This is a genomic window from Streptosporangium sp. 'caverna' (assembly GCF_003203775.1).
In the GTDB taxonomy this organism is placed as follows: domain Bacteria; phylum Actinomycetota; class Actinomycetes; order Streptosporangiales; family Streptosporangiaceae; genus Streptosporangium; species Streptosporangium subroseum.
On the sequence record NZ_CP029711.1, the window covers coordinates 3621440 to 3636997 of the forward strand.

Consider the following 15558-nt stretch of genomic DNA (forward strand, 5'->3'; position numbering starts at 1 on the left):
GCCGTGTTCTTATGCTTCTAGGCACTAAACGCACTAAAAGGGATTAATCACTACGCACTTAATGTAGCCATACGAACACCGCTCAGCTAGGTAAGCGAGAGCCCCCAGATGGGTAGGGTTTTAAGTAGTCGGTCTCGACTGGGAAGGAGGTGACGCCGTGGCAGCTCGCGACGACGCTGAGGCTCGAGCCGCGCAGCGCGAACGGGAGGTCGCTGACCTCACAACACAGGTCTCCTTCCTGCAGGAGGAGATCACCGCGTTACGTCGGAAGCTGACGGAGTCTCCCCGGCAGGCCAGGATTCTCGAAGAGCGTCTCCATGACATACAGGCGAATCTCGCGGCCGTCACCGGCCAGAACGAGCGTCTGGTGGCCACCCTCAAGGAGGCCAGGGACCAGATCGTCGCCCTCAAGGAGGAAGTAGACCGGTTGGCGCAGCCGCCGTCCGGGTTCGGTGTGTTCCTTGAAGCCAGAGAAGACGGCACGGTGGAAGTCTTCACCGGTGGCCGCAAACTCCGAGTGAACGTCAGTCCGGCGGTGGATGTCGACTCGCTGAGGCGTGGCCAGGAGGTCATGCTCAACGAGGCGCTCAACGTGGTCGAGGCCCTCGGATTCGAGGAGCTCGGCGAGATCGTGATGCTCAAGGAGCTCCTTGAGGACGGCCAGCGCGCGCTGGTGATCTCGCACGCCGACGAGGAGCGGGTGGTGAAACTGGCCGACTCCCTGATCGGCCAGCCGATCAGGGCCGGCGACTCACTGCTGCTGGAGTCGCGCTCGGGTTACGTCTACGAGCGCATCCCCAAGTCGGAGGTCGAAGAGCTCGTCCTGGAGGAGGTGCCCGACATCTCCTACGAGGAGATCGGTGGCCTCATGCGGCAGATCGAGCAGATCCGGGACGCCATCGAGCTTCCCTACCTGCACGCCGACCTCTTCCGGGAGCACAAGCTTCGCCCGCCCAAGGGGGTCCTGCTGTACGGCCCGCCCGGTTGCGGCAAGACGCTCATCGCCAAGGCCGTCGCCAACTCCCTGGCCAAGCAGGTCGCGGAGAAGACCGGCCAGTCCGGCAAGAGCTTCTTCCTCAACATCAAGGGTCCCGAGCTTCTCAACAAGTACGTCGGTGAGACCGAGCGGCACATCCGCCTGGTCTTCCAGCGGGCTCGGGAGAAGGCCTCCGAGGGCACCCCGGTGATCGTGTTCTTCGACGAGATGGACTCGATCTTCCGGACCCGAGGCTCGGGCGTCTCCTCCGACGTCGAGAACACCATCGTTCCCCAGCTCCTGAGCGAGATCGACGGTGTCGAGGGGCTGGAGAACGTCATCGTCATCGGCGCCTCCAACCGCGAGGACATGATCGACCCGGCGATCCTGCGGCCCGGCCGCCTGGACGTCAAGATCAAGATTGAGCGGCCGGACGCCGAGGCGGCCAGGGACATCTTCTCGAAGTACCTCATCTCGGAGCTCCCGCTCCACCCCGAAGATCTCTCCGAACACGGCGACAGCCGTGAGGGGACCATCGCGGGCATGATCCAGCGGGTCGTCGAGCGGATGTACACCGAGAGCGAGGAGAACCGCTTCCTCGAGGTGACCTACGCCAACGGTGACAAGGAGGTCCTGTACTTCAAGGACTTCAACTCCGGCGCCATGATCCAGAACATCGTGGACCGCGGTAAGAAGATGGCGATCAAGCAGTTCCTCGAGACCGGGCAGAAGGGCCTGCGGATCCAGCATCTGCTGGCGGCCTGCGTGGACGAGTTCTCCGAGAACGAGGACCTGCCCAACACCACCAACCCCGACGACTGGGCTCGGATCTCCGGCAAGAAGGGCGAGCGGATCGTCTACATCCGCACCCTTGTGACGGGCAAGCAGGGCACAGAGGCCGGCCGTTCCATCGACACGGTGGCCAACACCGGTCAGTACCTCTAGCAAGCGCACAGACGGCGTGGTCCCCTCCGTCGAGGAGACCACGCCGTCGGCGTTTTATGGCGTTTATTCCGTTTTCACACCCGTCACAGGAATGAACAGAAGTGAACGGGCGTCACAGGGAACCCAACTGATCGAAATGCCGTCCAAGTGGCGTGCGTGAACATTTCGGCCCGGCACCCAGGTGACCGGCACGGGGCCTCGCGAGGTGGCCCGGGGAAGCGGCCGCCTCGCCGAACTCGACCTCCTGCGTTTTGTCGCCGCCCTGGCGGTGGTCTCCTTCCACTACTTCATCGCCTTCGCCTCGGTGTGGGGGGATCGCCCGGCCAAGCTGTTCCCCGCGATCTCCACGCTGTCCGGGCTCGGCATCCTCGGCGTCGAGCTGTTCTTCATGATCAGCGGCTTCGTCATCCTGATGAGCATCTGGGGCCGGGGGATCGGCGCGTTCGCCCTCTCCCGGCTGGTGCGGCTCTTCCCGGCCTACTGGGTCAGCGTCGCCGCCACCGCCGCCGTCTACGGCCTGACCGCCGCCACGGCCCTGGACCCCAAGCTCAGCCTCGGGGAGTACGGGATCAACCTCACGATGCTCCAGCGGGCCTTCGGCGTCTACGACGCCAACGGGGTCTACTGGTCACTCTGGGCCGAGCTCCGCTTCTATCTGCTGATCTCGGTCCTGGTCCTCGCCGGGGTGACGTTCAACCGCTGCCTGATCTTCATGGGCGTCTGGCTGCTGGCCGCGGGGATCTTCTCGAACAGTGACGCCGCGTGGGTCGACCTCGTGGTGATGCCCAAGTACGCGGCGTACTTCGTCGGCGGCATGGCCTTCTTCCTGATGACGAGGTACGGGCCCAAGCTGATCCTGTGGTGTTTCGCCGGGGTCAGCGGGGGCCTGGCGGTCAATGCGGCGATGGAGCGGGTCGCGGGACGGATCGAACTGGTCGGCTACGCCGCGATGCCCGTGCCCGGCTGGGCCGTCGCCGTCGTCGTGATCGGCTTCTACGTGCTCATGGCGGCGGTGGCGCTCGGCTGGCTGCGCCGGATCCGCTGGCGTGGCCTGACCGTCCTGGGCGCGCTCACCTACCCGCTCTACCTCTTCCACCCCACGGCCGCCGTCCTGATCATTCCCCTCCTCCGGGACACGCTGCCGCCCTGGCTGACCGCCGTGGTCACGGTGCTGGCCGCGATGGCCTTCTCCTACCTCGTGTACCGGGTGGCCGAACGGCCCCTCCAGGAGTTCGTGAAGGCCAGGAGGCGCGGGAGGTCTCCGCTGCCGCCCGTCTCGCCGCCCGCTCCACCAACCGGGACACCCTTCATGAAAGGCGAAAAGGCCTCGGTGCCATAACTGTCTGACCACCGGGCATAGTGAAGGGTCTAGGGTCGGGAATACATACCGAGAAGAGAACAGTCCCGGATGAACAGAGGGTGCGCATGACGGTACGGCGGGTGATGGGCATCGAGACCGAATACGGCATCTCCGTGCCCGGACAGCCGGGGGCCAACGCGATGGTGACCTCCTCCCAGGTTGTGAACGCCTACCTGGCCGCCTCGACGGCCAGGGCGCGGCGCGCGCGATGGGACTTCGAGGAGGAGAATCCTCTGCGTGACGCGCGAGGTTTCGACCTGGCCAGGGAGGTGGCGGACCAGAGTCAGCTCACGGACGAGGACCTGGGTCTGGCCAACGTGATCCTGACCAACGGCGCCCGGCTGTACGTGGACCATGCCCATCCCGAATATTCGACTCCCGAGTGCACCAACCCGCGAGCCGCGGTGATCTGGGACAAGGCGGGGGAGCGGGTCATGCACGACGCCGCGGTCCGCGCCTCGGCGGTGCCGGCCAACGCACCGATCCAGCTCTACAAGAACAACACCGACAACAAGGGCGCCTCCTACGGCTGCCACGAGAACTACCTGATGCGGCGGGCCACGCCGTTCGCCGACATCGTCAGGCACCTGACGCCGTTCTTCGTCTCCCGGCAGGTCGTCACCGGCGCCGGCAAGGTCGGCATCGGCCAGGACTCGCGCAGCGAGGGCTTCCAGATCAGCCAGCGGGCCGACTTCTTCGAGGTCGAGGTGGGCCTGGAGACCACGCTCAAGCGGCCGATCATCAACACCCGGGACGAGCCGCACGCCGACCCGGAGAAGTATCGCCGCCTGCACGTCATCATCGGTGACGCCAACATGTCGGAGATCTCTACTTACCTGAAGCTCGGATCCACCGCGCTGGTCCTCGCCATGATCGAGGACGGTTACTTCACCCGCGATCTCACCGTGGACAACCCGGTCCAGGCCCTGCGGGCGGTCTCCCACGACCCCACGCTCAAATACGAGATCTCGATGCGCGACGGCCGCAAGCTGACGGCCGTCCAGCTCCAGATGGAGTATCTCGAGCTGGCGCGCAAATATGCCGAGGAGCGCAGCGCCAACGGCGTGGACGAACCCACCAAGGACGTCCTCGACCGCTGGGAGTCGGTCCTCACCCGCCTGGCCGAGGACCCGATGCAGCTCTCCAGGGAGCTGGACTGGGTCGCCAAGCTGGAACTGCTGGAGGGTTACCGCACCCGCGACAACCTTCCCTGGTCCCACTCGCGCCTGCAGCTCGTCGACCTCCAGTATTCCGACATCCGGCCCGACCGCGGCCTGTACAACCGGCTGGTCGCCCGGGGCCGGATGCAGCGGCTGGTCACCGAGGAAGAGGTCCAGCGGGCCGTCGAGATCCCGCCCAGCGACACCCGCGCCTACTTCCGCGGCCGCTGCCTGAGCCAGTACAGCGAGTCGGTCGCCGCCGCCTCCTGGGACTCGGTCATCTTCGACATCCCCGGCCGCGAGTCGTTGCAGCGCGTTCCGACCTTGGAGCCGCTGCGCGGCACCAAGGCCCACGTGGGCGAGCTGTTCGACCGCTGCCGGACCGCCGCCGAGCTGGTGACGGCCCTCACCGGCGAGCAGTGACCCTTCAGCTGTAGGGGAGGCGGCCCGATCGGGCCGCCTCCCCTACAGTCATGCCCAATTGGTCGCAGTGTCCGGATTGACGGGGGATAGGTAACCGGGGTACGTTCCGGGGGATTTGTGGCGGTGCGAGGGAAATCCGGTGAAATACCGGTGCGGTCGCGCCACTGTAACCGGCACTTCAGCGCCGGAAGCCAGGTCACTCGACCGCCACCAACCTACGAAAAAGGGACGCGTAAATCCCGAAGGAGGTGCCTGTGAGCCAGATCTCGGCTCCGCAAGCCCAGCCCATCCCCCTGTCCTCGCTCACCTGGTGGCTGCTCGCCGTACCGGTGCTGCTGCTGCTCGCCTACCTGGTCACATTCGACCAGGGAGCGATCTCGCAGACCGGTAACTACCTGCACGAACTCATGCACGACGGGCGCCATCTGCTCGGCGTTCCGTGTCACTGAGCCACAGGTGATCACCAAACTCATCGTCCGGGGACTCCTCGTCGGACTGCTCGCCGGGCTGTTCGCGGCCGCCTTCGCCTACACCGTGGGCGAGCCGCGAATCGACCAGGCCATCGCGATCGAGGAGGCGGCCTCGGCCGCCGCCCCGGCCGCAGAATCCCACTCCGAGGCCGCGGAACCCGCGGCCCACTCCCATGGGGAGGACGAGGCACTGGTCAGCAGGGACGGGCAGCGCTTCGGGCTCTTCCTCGCCCTGGGCCTGTACGGCCTGGCCGTCGGGGGCCTGTTCGCCCTCGTCTACGCGACCCTGCGCGGCCGGGTCGGACCCCGGTCCGAACCGGTGCTGGCGGTAACCCTCGCGGCCGCCGCCTTCAGTGCCATCGTCCTCATTCCCTTCCTGAAATATCCAGCCAACCCACCCGCGGTGGGCGACCCCGAGACGATCAACCAGCGCACCGTGCTCTATCTGGTCGCGGTGCTCATCGGGATCCTCGCCGTCGCCGCGGGCACCGCCGCCTACCGGTATGCCGCAGAGCGTGAGCCCTGGCTGCGGTGGCTGGCGGCGGGTGCTTCGACACTGATCCCCGTGGTGGTGGCCTGGATCCTTCTTCCGGAGATCAACGAGGTGCCCGCGGGCTTCCCCGCCGACCTCCTGTGGAACTTCCGGATCGCGTCCATCGGCACCCAGGCGGTGTTCTGGACCGGCATCGGCGTACTGTTCGCCTTCGCCGCGCGCAGGCGCAGCACGGTGTGATGACCGCCCCCTCGGGGGTCACCCGCCTGCTGCTCGTCTGCCACGCCTCAACCTCGGCGACGGTACGGGCCGCGTTCCCGGGCGACGAACCGCTCGACGGACGCGGCCTGCGCCGGGCCACGGACCTGGCGCGGGAGTTCGGCCACGGCTCGGCGGCCTGCCCCGCCGAGCTGCGCTGCGTCCAGACCGCGGCGGCACTGGGCCTGCGGATCGACCCCGACCCGCTGCTCGCCGACTGCGACTACGGACGATGGAGCGGCCGGACGCTCGGTCAGGTCGAGGCCGCCGAACCCGAGGCCCTCGCGTCCTGGCTCGGCGATCCCGCCGCGGCGCCCCACGGAGGAGAGTCGATCACCGTCCTCCTCGGCAGGGTGGCCGGCTGGCTCGCCGGCCGCGCCCCCGGGCGGCTCGTCGCGATCACCCACCCCCCGATCATCCGCGCCGCGGTCGTCCACGCCCTCGGGGCGCCGGCCGCGGCCTTCTGGCGGATCGACGTCGCACCGCTGGCCCGCGTCGCGCTCACCGGCCGTGGCGGGCGCTGGCAGCTGAGCTACACCCCATGACGACATGCAAGGAGACCTCGAAGGTGCGTGACTCCCGCTATCCCTTCACCGCGGTCGTGGGATCGGAGGACCTGAAGCTCGCGCTGATCCTCAACGCCGTGTCCCCCCGCTCCGGCGGAGTGCTGGTCAGAGGGGAGAAGGGCACGGCCAAGTCCACGATCGTGCGAGCGCTGGCCGCGCTCCTGCCACCCGTCGAGGTGGTGAGCGGTTGCCGCTTCTCCTGCGACCCCGCCGCCCCGGACCCCGAGTGTCCCGACGGGCCGCACGAGGCCCGGACGGAAGCGGTGGAGCCTCCGGCTCCCACGGCCGGTGCCGTACGGCCCGCCCGCCTGGTCGAGCTGCCGGTCGGCGCCTCCGAGGACCGGCTGGTCGGCTCCCTCGACATCGAAAGGGCCCTCACCGAGGGCGTGAAATCCTTCGAACCCGGTCTCCTGGCGGGCGCCCACCGGGGCGTCCTCTACGTGGACGAGGTCAACCTGCTCCATGACCACCTGGTCGACCTGCTGCTCGACGCCGCCGCGCTCGGCACGTGCTACGTCGAGCGTGAAGGCGTGTCGGTACGGCACGCGGCCCGGTTCCTGCTGGTGGGCACGATGAACCCCGAGGAGGGGGAGCTCCGGCCGCAACTGCTCGACCGCTTCGGGCTGACCGTGGAGGTCCGGGCGTCGCGGGAGCCGTCCCAGCGGGCGGAGGTGGTCCGGCGGCGCCTGGCGTTCGAAGCCGATCCGGAGGGGTTCGCCGAGAGGTGGTCCGGCGAGGAGCGGGAGCTGGCGCGGCGGATCGCCGAGGCGCGGGCCCTGCTGCCCCAGGTGGTGCTGCCCGACTCCGCGCTGTGGCAGATCGCCACGATCTGCGCGGCGTTCGAAGTGGACGGGCTCCGGGCCGACCTGGTCACCGCGAGCGCGGCGATCGCCCACGCCGCCTGGCAGGGCCGTACGGAGGTCACCGCCGACGACGTGCGCGAGGCCGCCAGGCTCGCCCTTCCGCACCGCCGCCGCCGTGACCCCTTCGACGCTCCGGGCCTGGACGAGTCCAAGCTGGAAGACCTCCTGAACCAGATCCCCGAGACCCCGGACGGCGCGGGCCCCGAGGACTCGGATCCGGACGACTCTCCTCCGGAGGGTCCGGGGCCCGACGGCTCGGGACCCGATGATCCGGGTCCGGAGGGTCCGGGCGGCGGTGCCCCTGCCGACGCAGCCGACTCCACCGACTCCACAGCCCCCGCGACGCCGGATGTTCCGGGCGCCGGCGCCCCGGACCCCGGCACGCCGGACACACCGGGCACACAGCCCCCCGCCGACTCGAAGCCGGCGACCGGCTCCGGCGGCCGCGAACAGACCTTCGACGCCGATCCCGCGGCGAGGACCAGGCTGTTCACGGTCCCGGGGGTCGGCTCGGGAGCTCCGGGACGGCGGTCCAGGGCCATGACCCCCCTCGGCCGGACCACCGGCGCCCGCGTCCCCGAGGCACGCCCGGGCTCCCTGCATCTCAGGGCGACCGTCGGCGCCGCCGCGCCGTACCAGCGCGAACGCGGCAGGAACGGCCCCGGCCTGGTCCTGAGGCGCGGAGACCTCAGGGAGGCCGTCCGCGAGGGCCGCGAGGGCAACCTGGTCCTGTTCGTCGTCGACGCCAGCGGATCCATGGCCGCCAGGCAGCGCATGCGCGCGGTCAAGACCGCCGTGCTGGGCCTGTTGCTCGACGCCTACCAGCGCCGCGACAAGGTCGGGCTCATCACCTTCCGGGGCACCCGCGCCGACCTCGTCCTGCCGCCCACCTCCTCGGTCGAGGCCGGCGCGGCCCGCCTGCGCGAGCTGCCCGTCGGAGGCCGTACCCCCCTGGCCGCCGGGCTGCTCCGCGCCGCCGAGGTGCTGAGGGTCGAACGCCTGCGCGACCCGGCCAGGCGCCCGCTGCTGGTCCTGGTCACCGACGGGCGGGCCACCTCGGGCACCGTGGAGGAGTCCTACCGCGCGGCGGGACTTCTGGCAGGGATAACGAGCGTGGTGGTGGACTGCGAGGGCGGCCACGTCCGCCTGGGCCTCGCCGGAGCCCTGGCGGGGCGGATGGGCGCCGAGACCGTGCGTCTCGACGACCTCACCGACCTCGCCGGCATGATCCGCGAGCGGCGGAGCGCCGCATGACACGGAGACGTGAGTGCCGCATGGCGCGGAGACCTGAGCGGCGCATGACGCCGAGGCGTGAGCGCCGGAGCGGCGCATGACGTGAAGATGTGAGCGGCGCGCGACGCCGGAACGTGAGCGGCACGTGACGCAGGGATGTGAGCGGCGCGTGACGCCGAGACTTGAGCGGCGGAGCGCCGCATGACGCAGAGAGAGGACTGACGATGCCGCAGGGCAAACCGGTCAGCGTGCCCGAGGACGGCCTCACCACCCGGCAGCGCCGTGCCCGGCCGCTGCTGATCGTCCATACGGGCCCGGGCAAGGGCAAGTCCACCGCCGCCTTCGGCCTGGCCCTGCGCGCCTGGGACCAGGGCTGGCCGATCGGGGTCTTCCAGTTCGTCAAGTCCGCCAAGTGGCGGATCGGCGAGGAACGCGCCCTGCGGGTGCTCGGCGACTCGGGGGAGGGCGGATCGGTCTCCTGGCACAAGATGGGGGAGGGCTGGTCCTGGATCCAGCGTCCCGGCAGCGAGGAGGACCACGCCGCCGACGCCCGCGAGGGCTGGGAGCAGATCAAACGCGACCTCGCCGCCGAGACGTTCCGCCTGTACGTGCTCGACGAGTTCACCTATCCGATGAAATGGGGCTGGATCGACGTCGACGACGTGATCGACACCCTGCGCGCCCGGCCCGGGGCCCAGCATGTTGTCATCACCGGCCGTGACGCCGACCCCCGGCTGCTCGACGCCGCCGACCTCGTGACGGAGATGGGCAAGGTCAAGCACCCCATGGACGCCGGGCAGAAGGGCCAGAAAGGCATCGAATGGTAGCCCGCCTGGTCATCGCGGCCCCGGCCTCGGGAGCGGGCAAGACCACCGTGGCGACCGGGCTGATGGCCGCGTTCACCCGCCGGGGCATGGCGGTCTCCCCGCACAAGGTGGGCCCCGACTACATCGACCCCAGCTACCACGCCCTGGCCACCGGCCGCCCCGGGCGCAACCTCGACCCGTGGCTGGTGGGGGAGGAGCGCATCGCCCCGCTCTTCCGGCACGGCGCCGCCGGGGCCGACCTCGCGGTGGTCGAGGGGGTGATGGGCCTGTACGACGGCGCGGGCGCGAGCGAGTTCGCCTCCACCGCACACGTCGCCAGGCTGCTGGACGCGCCGGTGGTCCTGGTCGTGGACGCGGCCAAGCAGAGCCGGTCGGTGGCCGCGCTCGTGCACGGGTTCGCCTCCTACGACACCCGGATCAGGCTCGGCGGGGTGATCCTCAACCGGATCGGCTCCGAACGGCACGAGAGCATCTGCCGTGAGGCCCTCGCCGAGAGCGGCGTCCCGGTGCTGGGCGCGATCCGCCGCAGCGACGCCGTCGCCACCCCCTCCCGCCACCTGGGCCTCGTCCCCGCCGCCGAGCGCCGCACCCAGGCCGCCCAGGCCATGGACGCCGTCGCGGCGCTGATCGCCGCCTCCTGCGACCTGGAGGAACTCCTGCGGCTGGCTCGTACGGCCCCGCCGCTGCTCGCCGACCCGTGGACCCCCGGCGACCTGGAGGAACTCCCGCGGCTGGCTCGTACGGCTCCGCCGCTGCTCGCCGACCCGTGGACCTCCGGCGACCTGGAGGAGCTCCAGCAGTTCGCTCGCACGCCCGCCGACCCGTGGACCGCGAGCGACCCTGAGGAGCTCCCGCGGCTCACTGCCCCACGGGCTCCCGGTGGCGATGCCCGTACGGCCCCGCCGCCGCTCGCCGGATCACCGGCCCCCGATCCCTCCGCTCCCGGCAGGGTGCGGATCGCGGTCGCGGGCGGTCAGGCGTTCACCTTCGGCTACGCCGAGCAGGCCGAACTCCTGACGGCCGCGGGAGCCGAGGTCGTCCCCTTCGACCCCCTCACCGACGAGACCCTGCCGGAGGGGGCCCGCGGCATCGTCATCGGCGGCGGGTTCCCCGAGGTGTACGCCGCGGAGCTGTCGGCCAACGAGCCGCTGCGCAAGGAGGTCGCCGCGTTCGACGGGCCGATCTCGGCCGAGTGCGCGGGCCTGCTCTACCTCGCCCGGCAGCTGGACGGCAGGCCGATGTGCGGAATCCTCGACATCGAGGCCCGGATGACCGGCGCCCTCACCCTCGGTTACCGTGACGCGGTGGCCGTCCGGGACTCGGTGCTGACCAGGAACGGGGAGCGCTACCGCGGCCACGAGTTCCACCGCACCGCCGTCGATCCCGCGCCCGACCGGCCCCTGTTCCGCTGGCGGGGCGGCGCCGACGGGTTCGGCGACGGCCGGGTGGCCGCCTCCTACCTGCACCTGCACTGGGCGGGAAGCCCTCACCTGGCCCCCCGATTCGTGGAGGCGTGCCGCGCCCGGAGCATTTGATCTACTAAGTAAAGGAGTGGGGGGGTCTCTGCGCCGTGGGCAGCCGCGGCGGCGGCGCGGTCGTCGCCGTGCCCTTCACCCCGGGGATCTCCGACAGCATGCGTACCGCGCGCCTGGCGCTGATGCGGACCGCCGGGTCGCACTGGAGCAGCCCCTCCAGGACCGGGTGGAGCGGCCCGGCCCTCAGCGCCGGCCGCAGATCCCTGGTCGTCTTCATGCCCAGCGCCGCCAGCTCGTCCGTGGCGGAGTACGGTGGCCGGCCCTCCACCGCGAAGTACAGGCTCGCCCCGAGCGACCACAGGTCGCCCGCCGGAGTCGCCGGCAGGCCCCGCAGCCGCTCCGGCGCCATGTAGCCGGGGGTGCAGGTGGCCGGTCCGGTCGTCGAGATGCTCGAATTGCCGTTCAGCGCCGCGAGCCCGAAATCCGACAGCACCACCCGGTCGCCGGTCAGCAGGATGCTGCCGGGGTTGATGTCCCGGTGCAGCACGCCGGCTTCGTGTGCGTGGCGCAGCCCGCCCAGTAGCCGCAACCCGATCCAGGCCGTCCGGCGGACCGACAGATGGCCCAGACGCCGCACCGTCTCCTTCAGCGTGCGGGTCTCCAGCAGCTCCATCACGATCCAGAGCCGCTGGCTCTCCTCCAGCAGGTCGTGCACCGAGATCACCGCCGGATGGTTCAGCCGTCCGGCCGAACGCGCCTCGCGCAGTGCCCGGCGGCGCGCGTCGCGCAGGTCTGCCCCGTGCTCGCGGAACTTCGGCCGGATCTCCTTGATCGCCACATCCCGCCGGAGCAGGGAGTCGTGGGCCCGCCACATCACGTTCGCGCCCTCTTGCTCGACCGGCGAGATCAGCCGGTAGCGACCCCCCAGTAAGCGGCTCTTTCCCCTGCCTGTACCTGTTCCCATGAATCACCCGTCGCCTCTAGAAGCCGGGGCTCTCGACTGATTCATATCTTCACGTGAAATAGCGCACTACGCGATTACATTGGGTGATTATATGTAACGATTCGGTTGCGCGAATATGGAGAGCCTTGCCCTGGTTCTTCCCAATTTCTGATCAAAGAATCAGCCGCGGCACCCGGTGGCGTGGCGAACGCGATGGGGCGCGGGTTCACGTAGCGCCCGCGCCGTCCTCGGATCGCGCTCAGGCCGCGCTGAAACAGCGCGAGTCCGACAGCATCTGCGACGTCCGCTCCGCGCTCAGCCGCGCCTTCGGATCCTTGCGCAACAGCCCGCGCAGCACCGGCTCCAGGGCGCCCGCCCGGCGCGGCGCGCGCGGGGGCTCCTGCAACGCCGCGACCAGGGCCTGCATCGAATCCACCGTACGGAACGGCGTCCTGCCCTCCACCGCCATGTACAGGGTCGCCCCGAACGACCACATGTCCGCCTCGCGGGTCCCGCCCTGGCCGCGCAGCGTCTCCGGCGCGATGAACGCCGGCGTGCCGCGCATCGAGGTGTTGGCCGTGCCTTCCGGCGCGGCGAAGCCGAAGTCGGCCAGCACCACCCGGTCGCCGGTCAGCATGATGTTGGCGGGCTTGATGTCACGATGGATGACCCCGCCGTCGTGGGCGTGCCGCAGGGCGTCCAGCAACCGGCGTCCCATCGCGGCCACCAGGTCCACGGGGAGGGGACCCGCCTGCACGATCGTGTCGTGCAGTGTCAGGGCCTCCAGGAACTCCATCACGATCCAGAGCCGCTCGGCCTCTTCGGCGAGATTGTGCACCGTGACGATCCCCCGGTGGCTCAGTCGCGCGGCCATCCGGGCCTCACGGACCACCCGGCGCCGCTGCTCCGCCGCGGCGGGCCCGGGGGGAAGAGCGATCTCCTTCAACGCCACCTCTCGCTCCAGTAATAAGTCAAAGGCACGCCATACGACACCTGTCGCCCCTTGGCCGACGCGGGAGACGAGTTTGTACCGGCGGGCGATGATGGTGCTCACCACCCAATGATCGCAGTTACGAACGCCCAAGGCCTACCTGGAACGGTCCGAACACGCCCGCGAACGTTCGGCAATCCGGATCCGCGAGGTGAGAGCCCTCAGACGAGACCGATGCCGAGTAGTAATGTCCCCGCGCCCAGGGACACCCCACCGAGGGTGACCAGCCAGATCAGCTTGTTCGGCTTGGTGTCCGAGGGGCGTGCCACGGACAGGAAGAAGCCGAGGGGCATCAGGATCGGCGCCGCCACGATCAGGATCCGGGACAGGTTTCTGAGGCCTTCCGACAGGTCGGCCTGGTCGATGTAGATCATCGCCACGAGGGCGAAGAGCACCAGCACGCCCGCGTGCGCGTGCCCGGCGCGCCACAGGCCGCGCCGTACCGGGTTGTCCAGGTAGCCCGGGATGTTGCGCATGATGTGCGCGAGGAGGGAGATCCCGCCGAAGGCGACGGCGGGCACGGTGATCAGAAGCACTCCGGCGGTGCTCAGTGAGGACGGTGACACGGGGGTCCTTCCATTGGATAGTGGTGCTAGCCAATTATTGGATAGGGAGACTATCTAGTCAAGCGGGCTCGAATTTGCCTTTTGGGGCCGGCGGGGGGTTCTCTGACGTACAGGACTCTCGGAGCGACCTCGGTGACCTCCCGCAAAGATCGCGGGGTGATCCGCGCGCAATGTCTGTCACTTCGGGGAAAGATACGAAGCAGATACGTCCCCCTAAGCGGAGGTGCCACAGATATGGCAAGCAAGGACACTGGTGGACAGAAGCAGACAGGCCGGAGCGACAAGGAGGTGGAGGAGACCGCCGCGGCGGACACCTCTGACGTCCAGGAGCGTCAGGACAAGCTCTCGGACGACGTCGACGCGATCCTCGATGAGATCGACGAGGTTCTTGAGGAGAACGCCGAGGAGTTCGTGAGGTCGTACGTGCAAAAGGGCGGGCAGTAGGGCGCGCGTCCGGATCCACGAACAGGGGCGAGGCCGGATTCGATGACGGGTCCGAACACCTGGCCCCGCCGTGGGGCGGCCGGCCGGTCGCCGGATTCGGGCGGGTGGCGGGCGATCGCGCCCGCTGCCGCGGGGAGCGCCCACGCGGATGCCCGGCCCCGGGACGTCCGGAAGGCCGGTGTCGGGCGGTGAAAGGCCGTCAAGGAACACCCAGGGGTTTCCGGGGGGCGCCGATACCGGCCGGCACGTGAAGGGACCGGGTCACGCGCCGGGTTCGGCCGTGACCGCTTGAAGCTGTGATCTTTTAACGTTGTGAACCTTTGGAATCCGAGGGGATGATCGCCGGCCGCACGCGTCGTCACGCCCGGATGCGCGGACCGGCGATGCCAGGGACCACGCGGCGACCGCCGGCCGCGGGCGCGCCGCGGCGTCATCGAGGCCGGTCGCGAGCCTGTGGCCCGGCCCGTGGCTGCCATGTCACCACATGTCACCCACCGTTACGGGCTCCGCCTTCGACGCCGCCGATGCCCGCGGGCATCGGCGGCCGGATCGGCCGCAGCACGGGAGAACCCCGCCGGAAAGATTGAATGATCCGGACACAGGTGGTTCGCGCTGAGCTGATCGAGGGAAGTGCAAGCAGCACGGCAAGATGAGTAAGGTCGGGCCTTAAAGACCGTACCTTTGGAGGGAGTCGCGTGGGATCGCACAGGGACTTGCCCGCCGGCATGGTGAATCACATTTTTACCGACACCGGAAGCTCCTCGTTCACCGAGTTCGTCAGGTCCCACTCGCCGGACTTGTTGCCCGGCCGTAACGACGTCTTGGCAACTCCGGTCGGCGACCAGATTCCTCACGCCACCACGATCGTCACGGCGATCTGCGCCGGTGGTGTCGTGATGGCTGGAGATCGCCGGGCGACCTCCGGCAACATCATCTCCCAGCGTGACATGGAGAAGGTGTTCCGGACCGACGACTATTCGGGTATGGGCATCGCCGGAGCGGCCAGCACCGGCATCGAGATGGCGCGGCTCTATCGGGTGGAGCTTGAGCACTACGAGAAGAGGGAGGGCCGCACGCTCTCGGTGGCGGGTAAGGCCAACCGGCTCGCCACGATGATTCGCGGCAACCTCCCCATGGCGATGCAGGGGCTGGTGGTCGTGCCGCTGTTCGCCGCCTACGATCCCGACCTCGACGGTGGCCGGATCTTCAGTTACGACGTGGGGGGCGGCCCCTACGAGCAGCACCAGCACCACGCGATCGGCTCCGGCTCGATCTTCGCGCGCGGCGCGCTCAAGAAGCTCTACCGTGAGGGAGCCTCCCCAGACGACACCGTGCTGATGCTCGTCCAGGCTCTCTACGACGCGGCCGACGACGACTCGGCGACCGGTGGCCCCGACCTCGCCCGCAGGATCTGGCCCGTCGTCGCGGTGATCACCGCTGACGGCTACCGCCGGTTGCCCGACGAGGAGGTGGCCGGGTTCGTCCAGACGGTCGTCGACTCCCGGATGACGTCTCCCGACGGCCCGACCGCCCCGCTGCGCTAACACGAGAGGATCACTCCAGGT

General features: G+C 69.5%; 14 protein-coding genes and 1 riboswitch. Of the genes, 11 read left to right on the forward strand and 3 right to left on the reverse strand.

Annotated features, from left to right (window positions below; genetic code table 11):
* The first annotated feature begins 157 nt into the window (after positions 1-157).
* The 9 genes from arc (at position 158) to DKM19_RS15980 (ending at position 11109) form a co-directional block, all read left to right on the forward strand.
* A complete protein-coding gene (gene arc, locus DKM19_RS15940) occupies positions 158-1921 on the forward strand; it encodes a proteasome ATPase (RefSeq protein WP_110696361.1) in 1764 nt (587 codons plus the stop codon).
* Between the two features lie 205 nt (positions 1922-2126).
* Entirely contained in the window at positions 2127-3260 is a 1134-nt protein-coding gene (locus tag DKM19_RS15945) for an acyltransferase (RefSeq protein WP_239514275.1), read from the forward strand.
* An 86-nt stretch (positions 3261-3346) separates the two neighbouring features.
* A complete protein-coding gene (gene dop / locus DKM19_RS15950; RefSeq protein WP_089205521.1) occupies positions 3347-4864 on the forward strand; it encodes a depupylase/deamidase Dop in 1518 nt (505 codons plus the stop codon).
* 117 nt (positions 4865-4981) lie between these two features.
* A riboswitch (adenosylcobalamin (AdoCbl) riboswitch) is annotated at positions 4982-5075 on the forward strand.
* Between the two features lie 43 nt (positions 5076-5118).
* Entirely contained in the window at positions 5119-5313 is a 195-nt protein-coding gene (locus tag DKM19_RS15955) for a CbtB domain-containing protein (RefSeq protein ID WP_179281851.1), read from the forward strand.
* 7 nt (positions 5314-5320) lie between these two features.
* On the forward strand, positions 5321-6067 hold the full coding sequence (locus DKM19_RS15960) for a CbtA family protein (RefSeq protein ID WP_110696363.1): 747 nt from the start codon (positions 5321-5323) through the stop codon (positions 6065-6067).
* Positions 6067-6630, forward strand: a complete 564-nt coding sequence (locus DKM19_RS15965) for a histidine phosphatase family protein (RefSeq protein ID WP_110696364.1) — start codon at positions 6067-6069, stop codon at positions 6628-6630. Before DKM19_RS15960 ends, DKM19_RS15965 begins: the two co-directional genes overlap by 1 nt.
* The gene (locus DKM19_RS15970; RefSeq protein WP_110696365.1) at positions 6627-8768 is read left to right on the forward strand and encodes a putative cobaltochelatase; all 2142 of its coding nucleotides are present in this window, start codon (positions 6627-6629) and stop codon (positions 8766-8768) included. The genes DKM19_RS15965 and DKM19_RS15970 overlap by 4 nt, the downstream gene beginning before the upstream one ends.
* 203 nt (positions 8769-8971) lie before the next feature.
* A complete protein-coding gene (gene cobO / locus DKM19_RS15975; protein WP_110696366.1) occupies positions 8972-9574 on the forward strand; it encodes a cob(I)yrinic acid a,c-diamide adenosyltransferase in 603 nt (200 codons plus the stop codon).
* Positions 9568-11109 (forward strand): cobyrinate a,c-diamide synthase, encoded by a 1542-nt coding sequence (locus tag DKM19_RS15980; protein WP_110696367.1) that lies wholly within the window; start codon positions 9568-9570, stop codon positions 11107-11109. The genes cobO and DKM19_RS15980 overlap by 7 nt, the downstream gene beginning before the upstream one ends.
* Before the next feature lie 4 nt (positions 11110-11113).
* On the opposite strand, the gene DKM19_RS15985 is transcribed toward DKM19_RS15980, so the two are convergent.
* The 3 genes from DKM19_RS15985 to DKM19_RS15995 form a co-directional block, all read right to left on the reverse strand.
* Complete coding sequence (locus tag DKM19_RS15985) at positions 11114-12013, reverse strand: serine/threonine-protein kinase (protein ID WP_110696368.1); 900 nt, start codon at positions 12011-12013, stop codon at positions 11114-11116.
* A gap of 238 nt (positions 12014-12251) precedes the next feature.
* A complete protein-coding gene (locus tag DKM19_RS15990; protein ID WP_369989008.1) occupies positions 12252-13049 on the reverse strand; it encodes a serine/threonine-protein kinase in 798 nt (265 codons plus the stop codon).
* Between the two features lie 95 nt (positions 13050-13144).
* A complete protein-coding gene (locus tag DKM19_RS15995) occupies positions 13145-13549 on the reverse strand; it encodes a hypothetical protein (RefSeq protein WP_110696369.1) in 405 nt (134 codons plus the stop codon).
* Positions 13550-13783: 234 nt separating this feature from the next.
* On the opposite strand from DKM19_RS15995, the gene DKM19_RS16000 reads away from it, so the two are divergent.
* Both DKM19_RS16000 and prcB read left to right on the forward strand, forming a co-directional pair.
* Positions 13784-13993: a ubiquitin-like protein Pup gene (locus tag DKM19_RS16000; protein WP_089205529.1), complete on the forward strand. Its 210-nt coding sequence runs from the start codon at positions 13784-13786 to the stop codon at positions 13991-13993.
* A gap of 725 nt (positions 13994-14718) precedes the next feature.
* Positions 14719-15537: a proteasome subunit beta gene (prcB, locus tag DKM19_RS16005; RefSeq protein WP_110705750.1), complete on the forward strand. Its 819-nt coding sequence runs from the start codon at positions 14719-14721 to the stop codon at positions 15535-15537.
* Positions 15538-15558 lie beyond the last annotated feature (21 nt).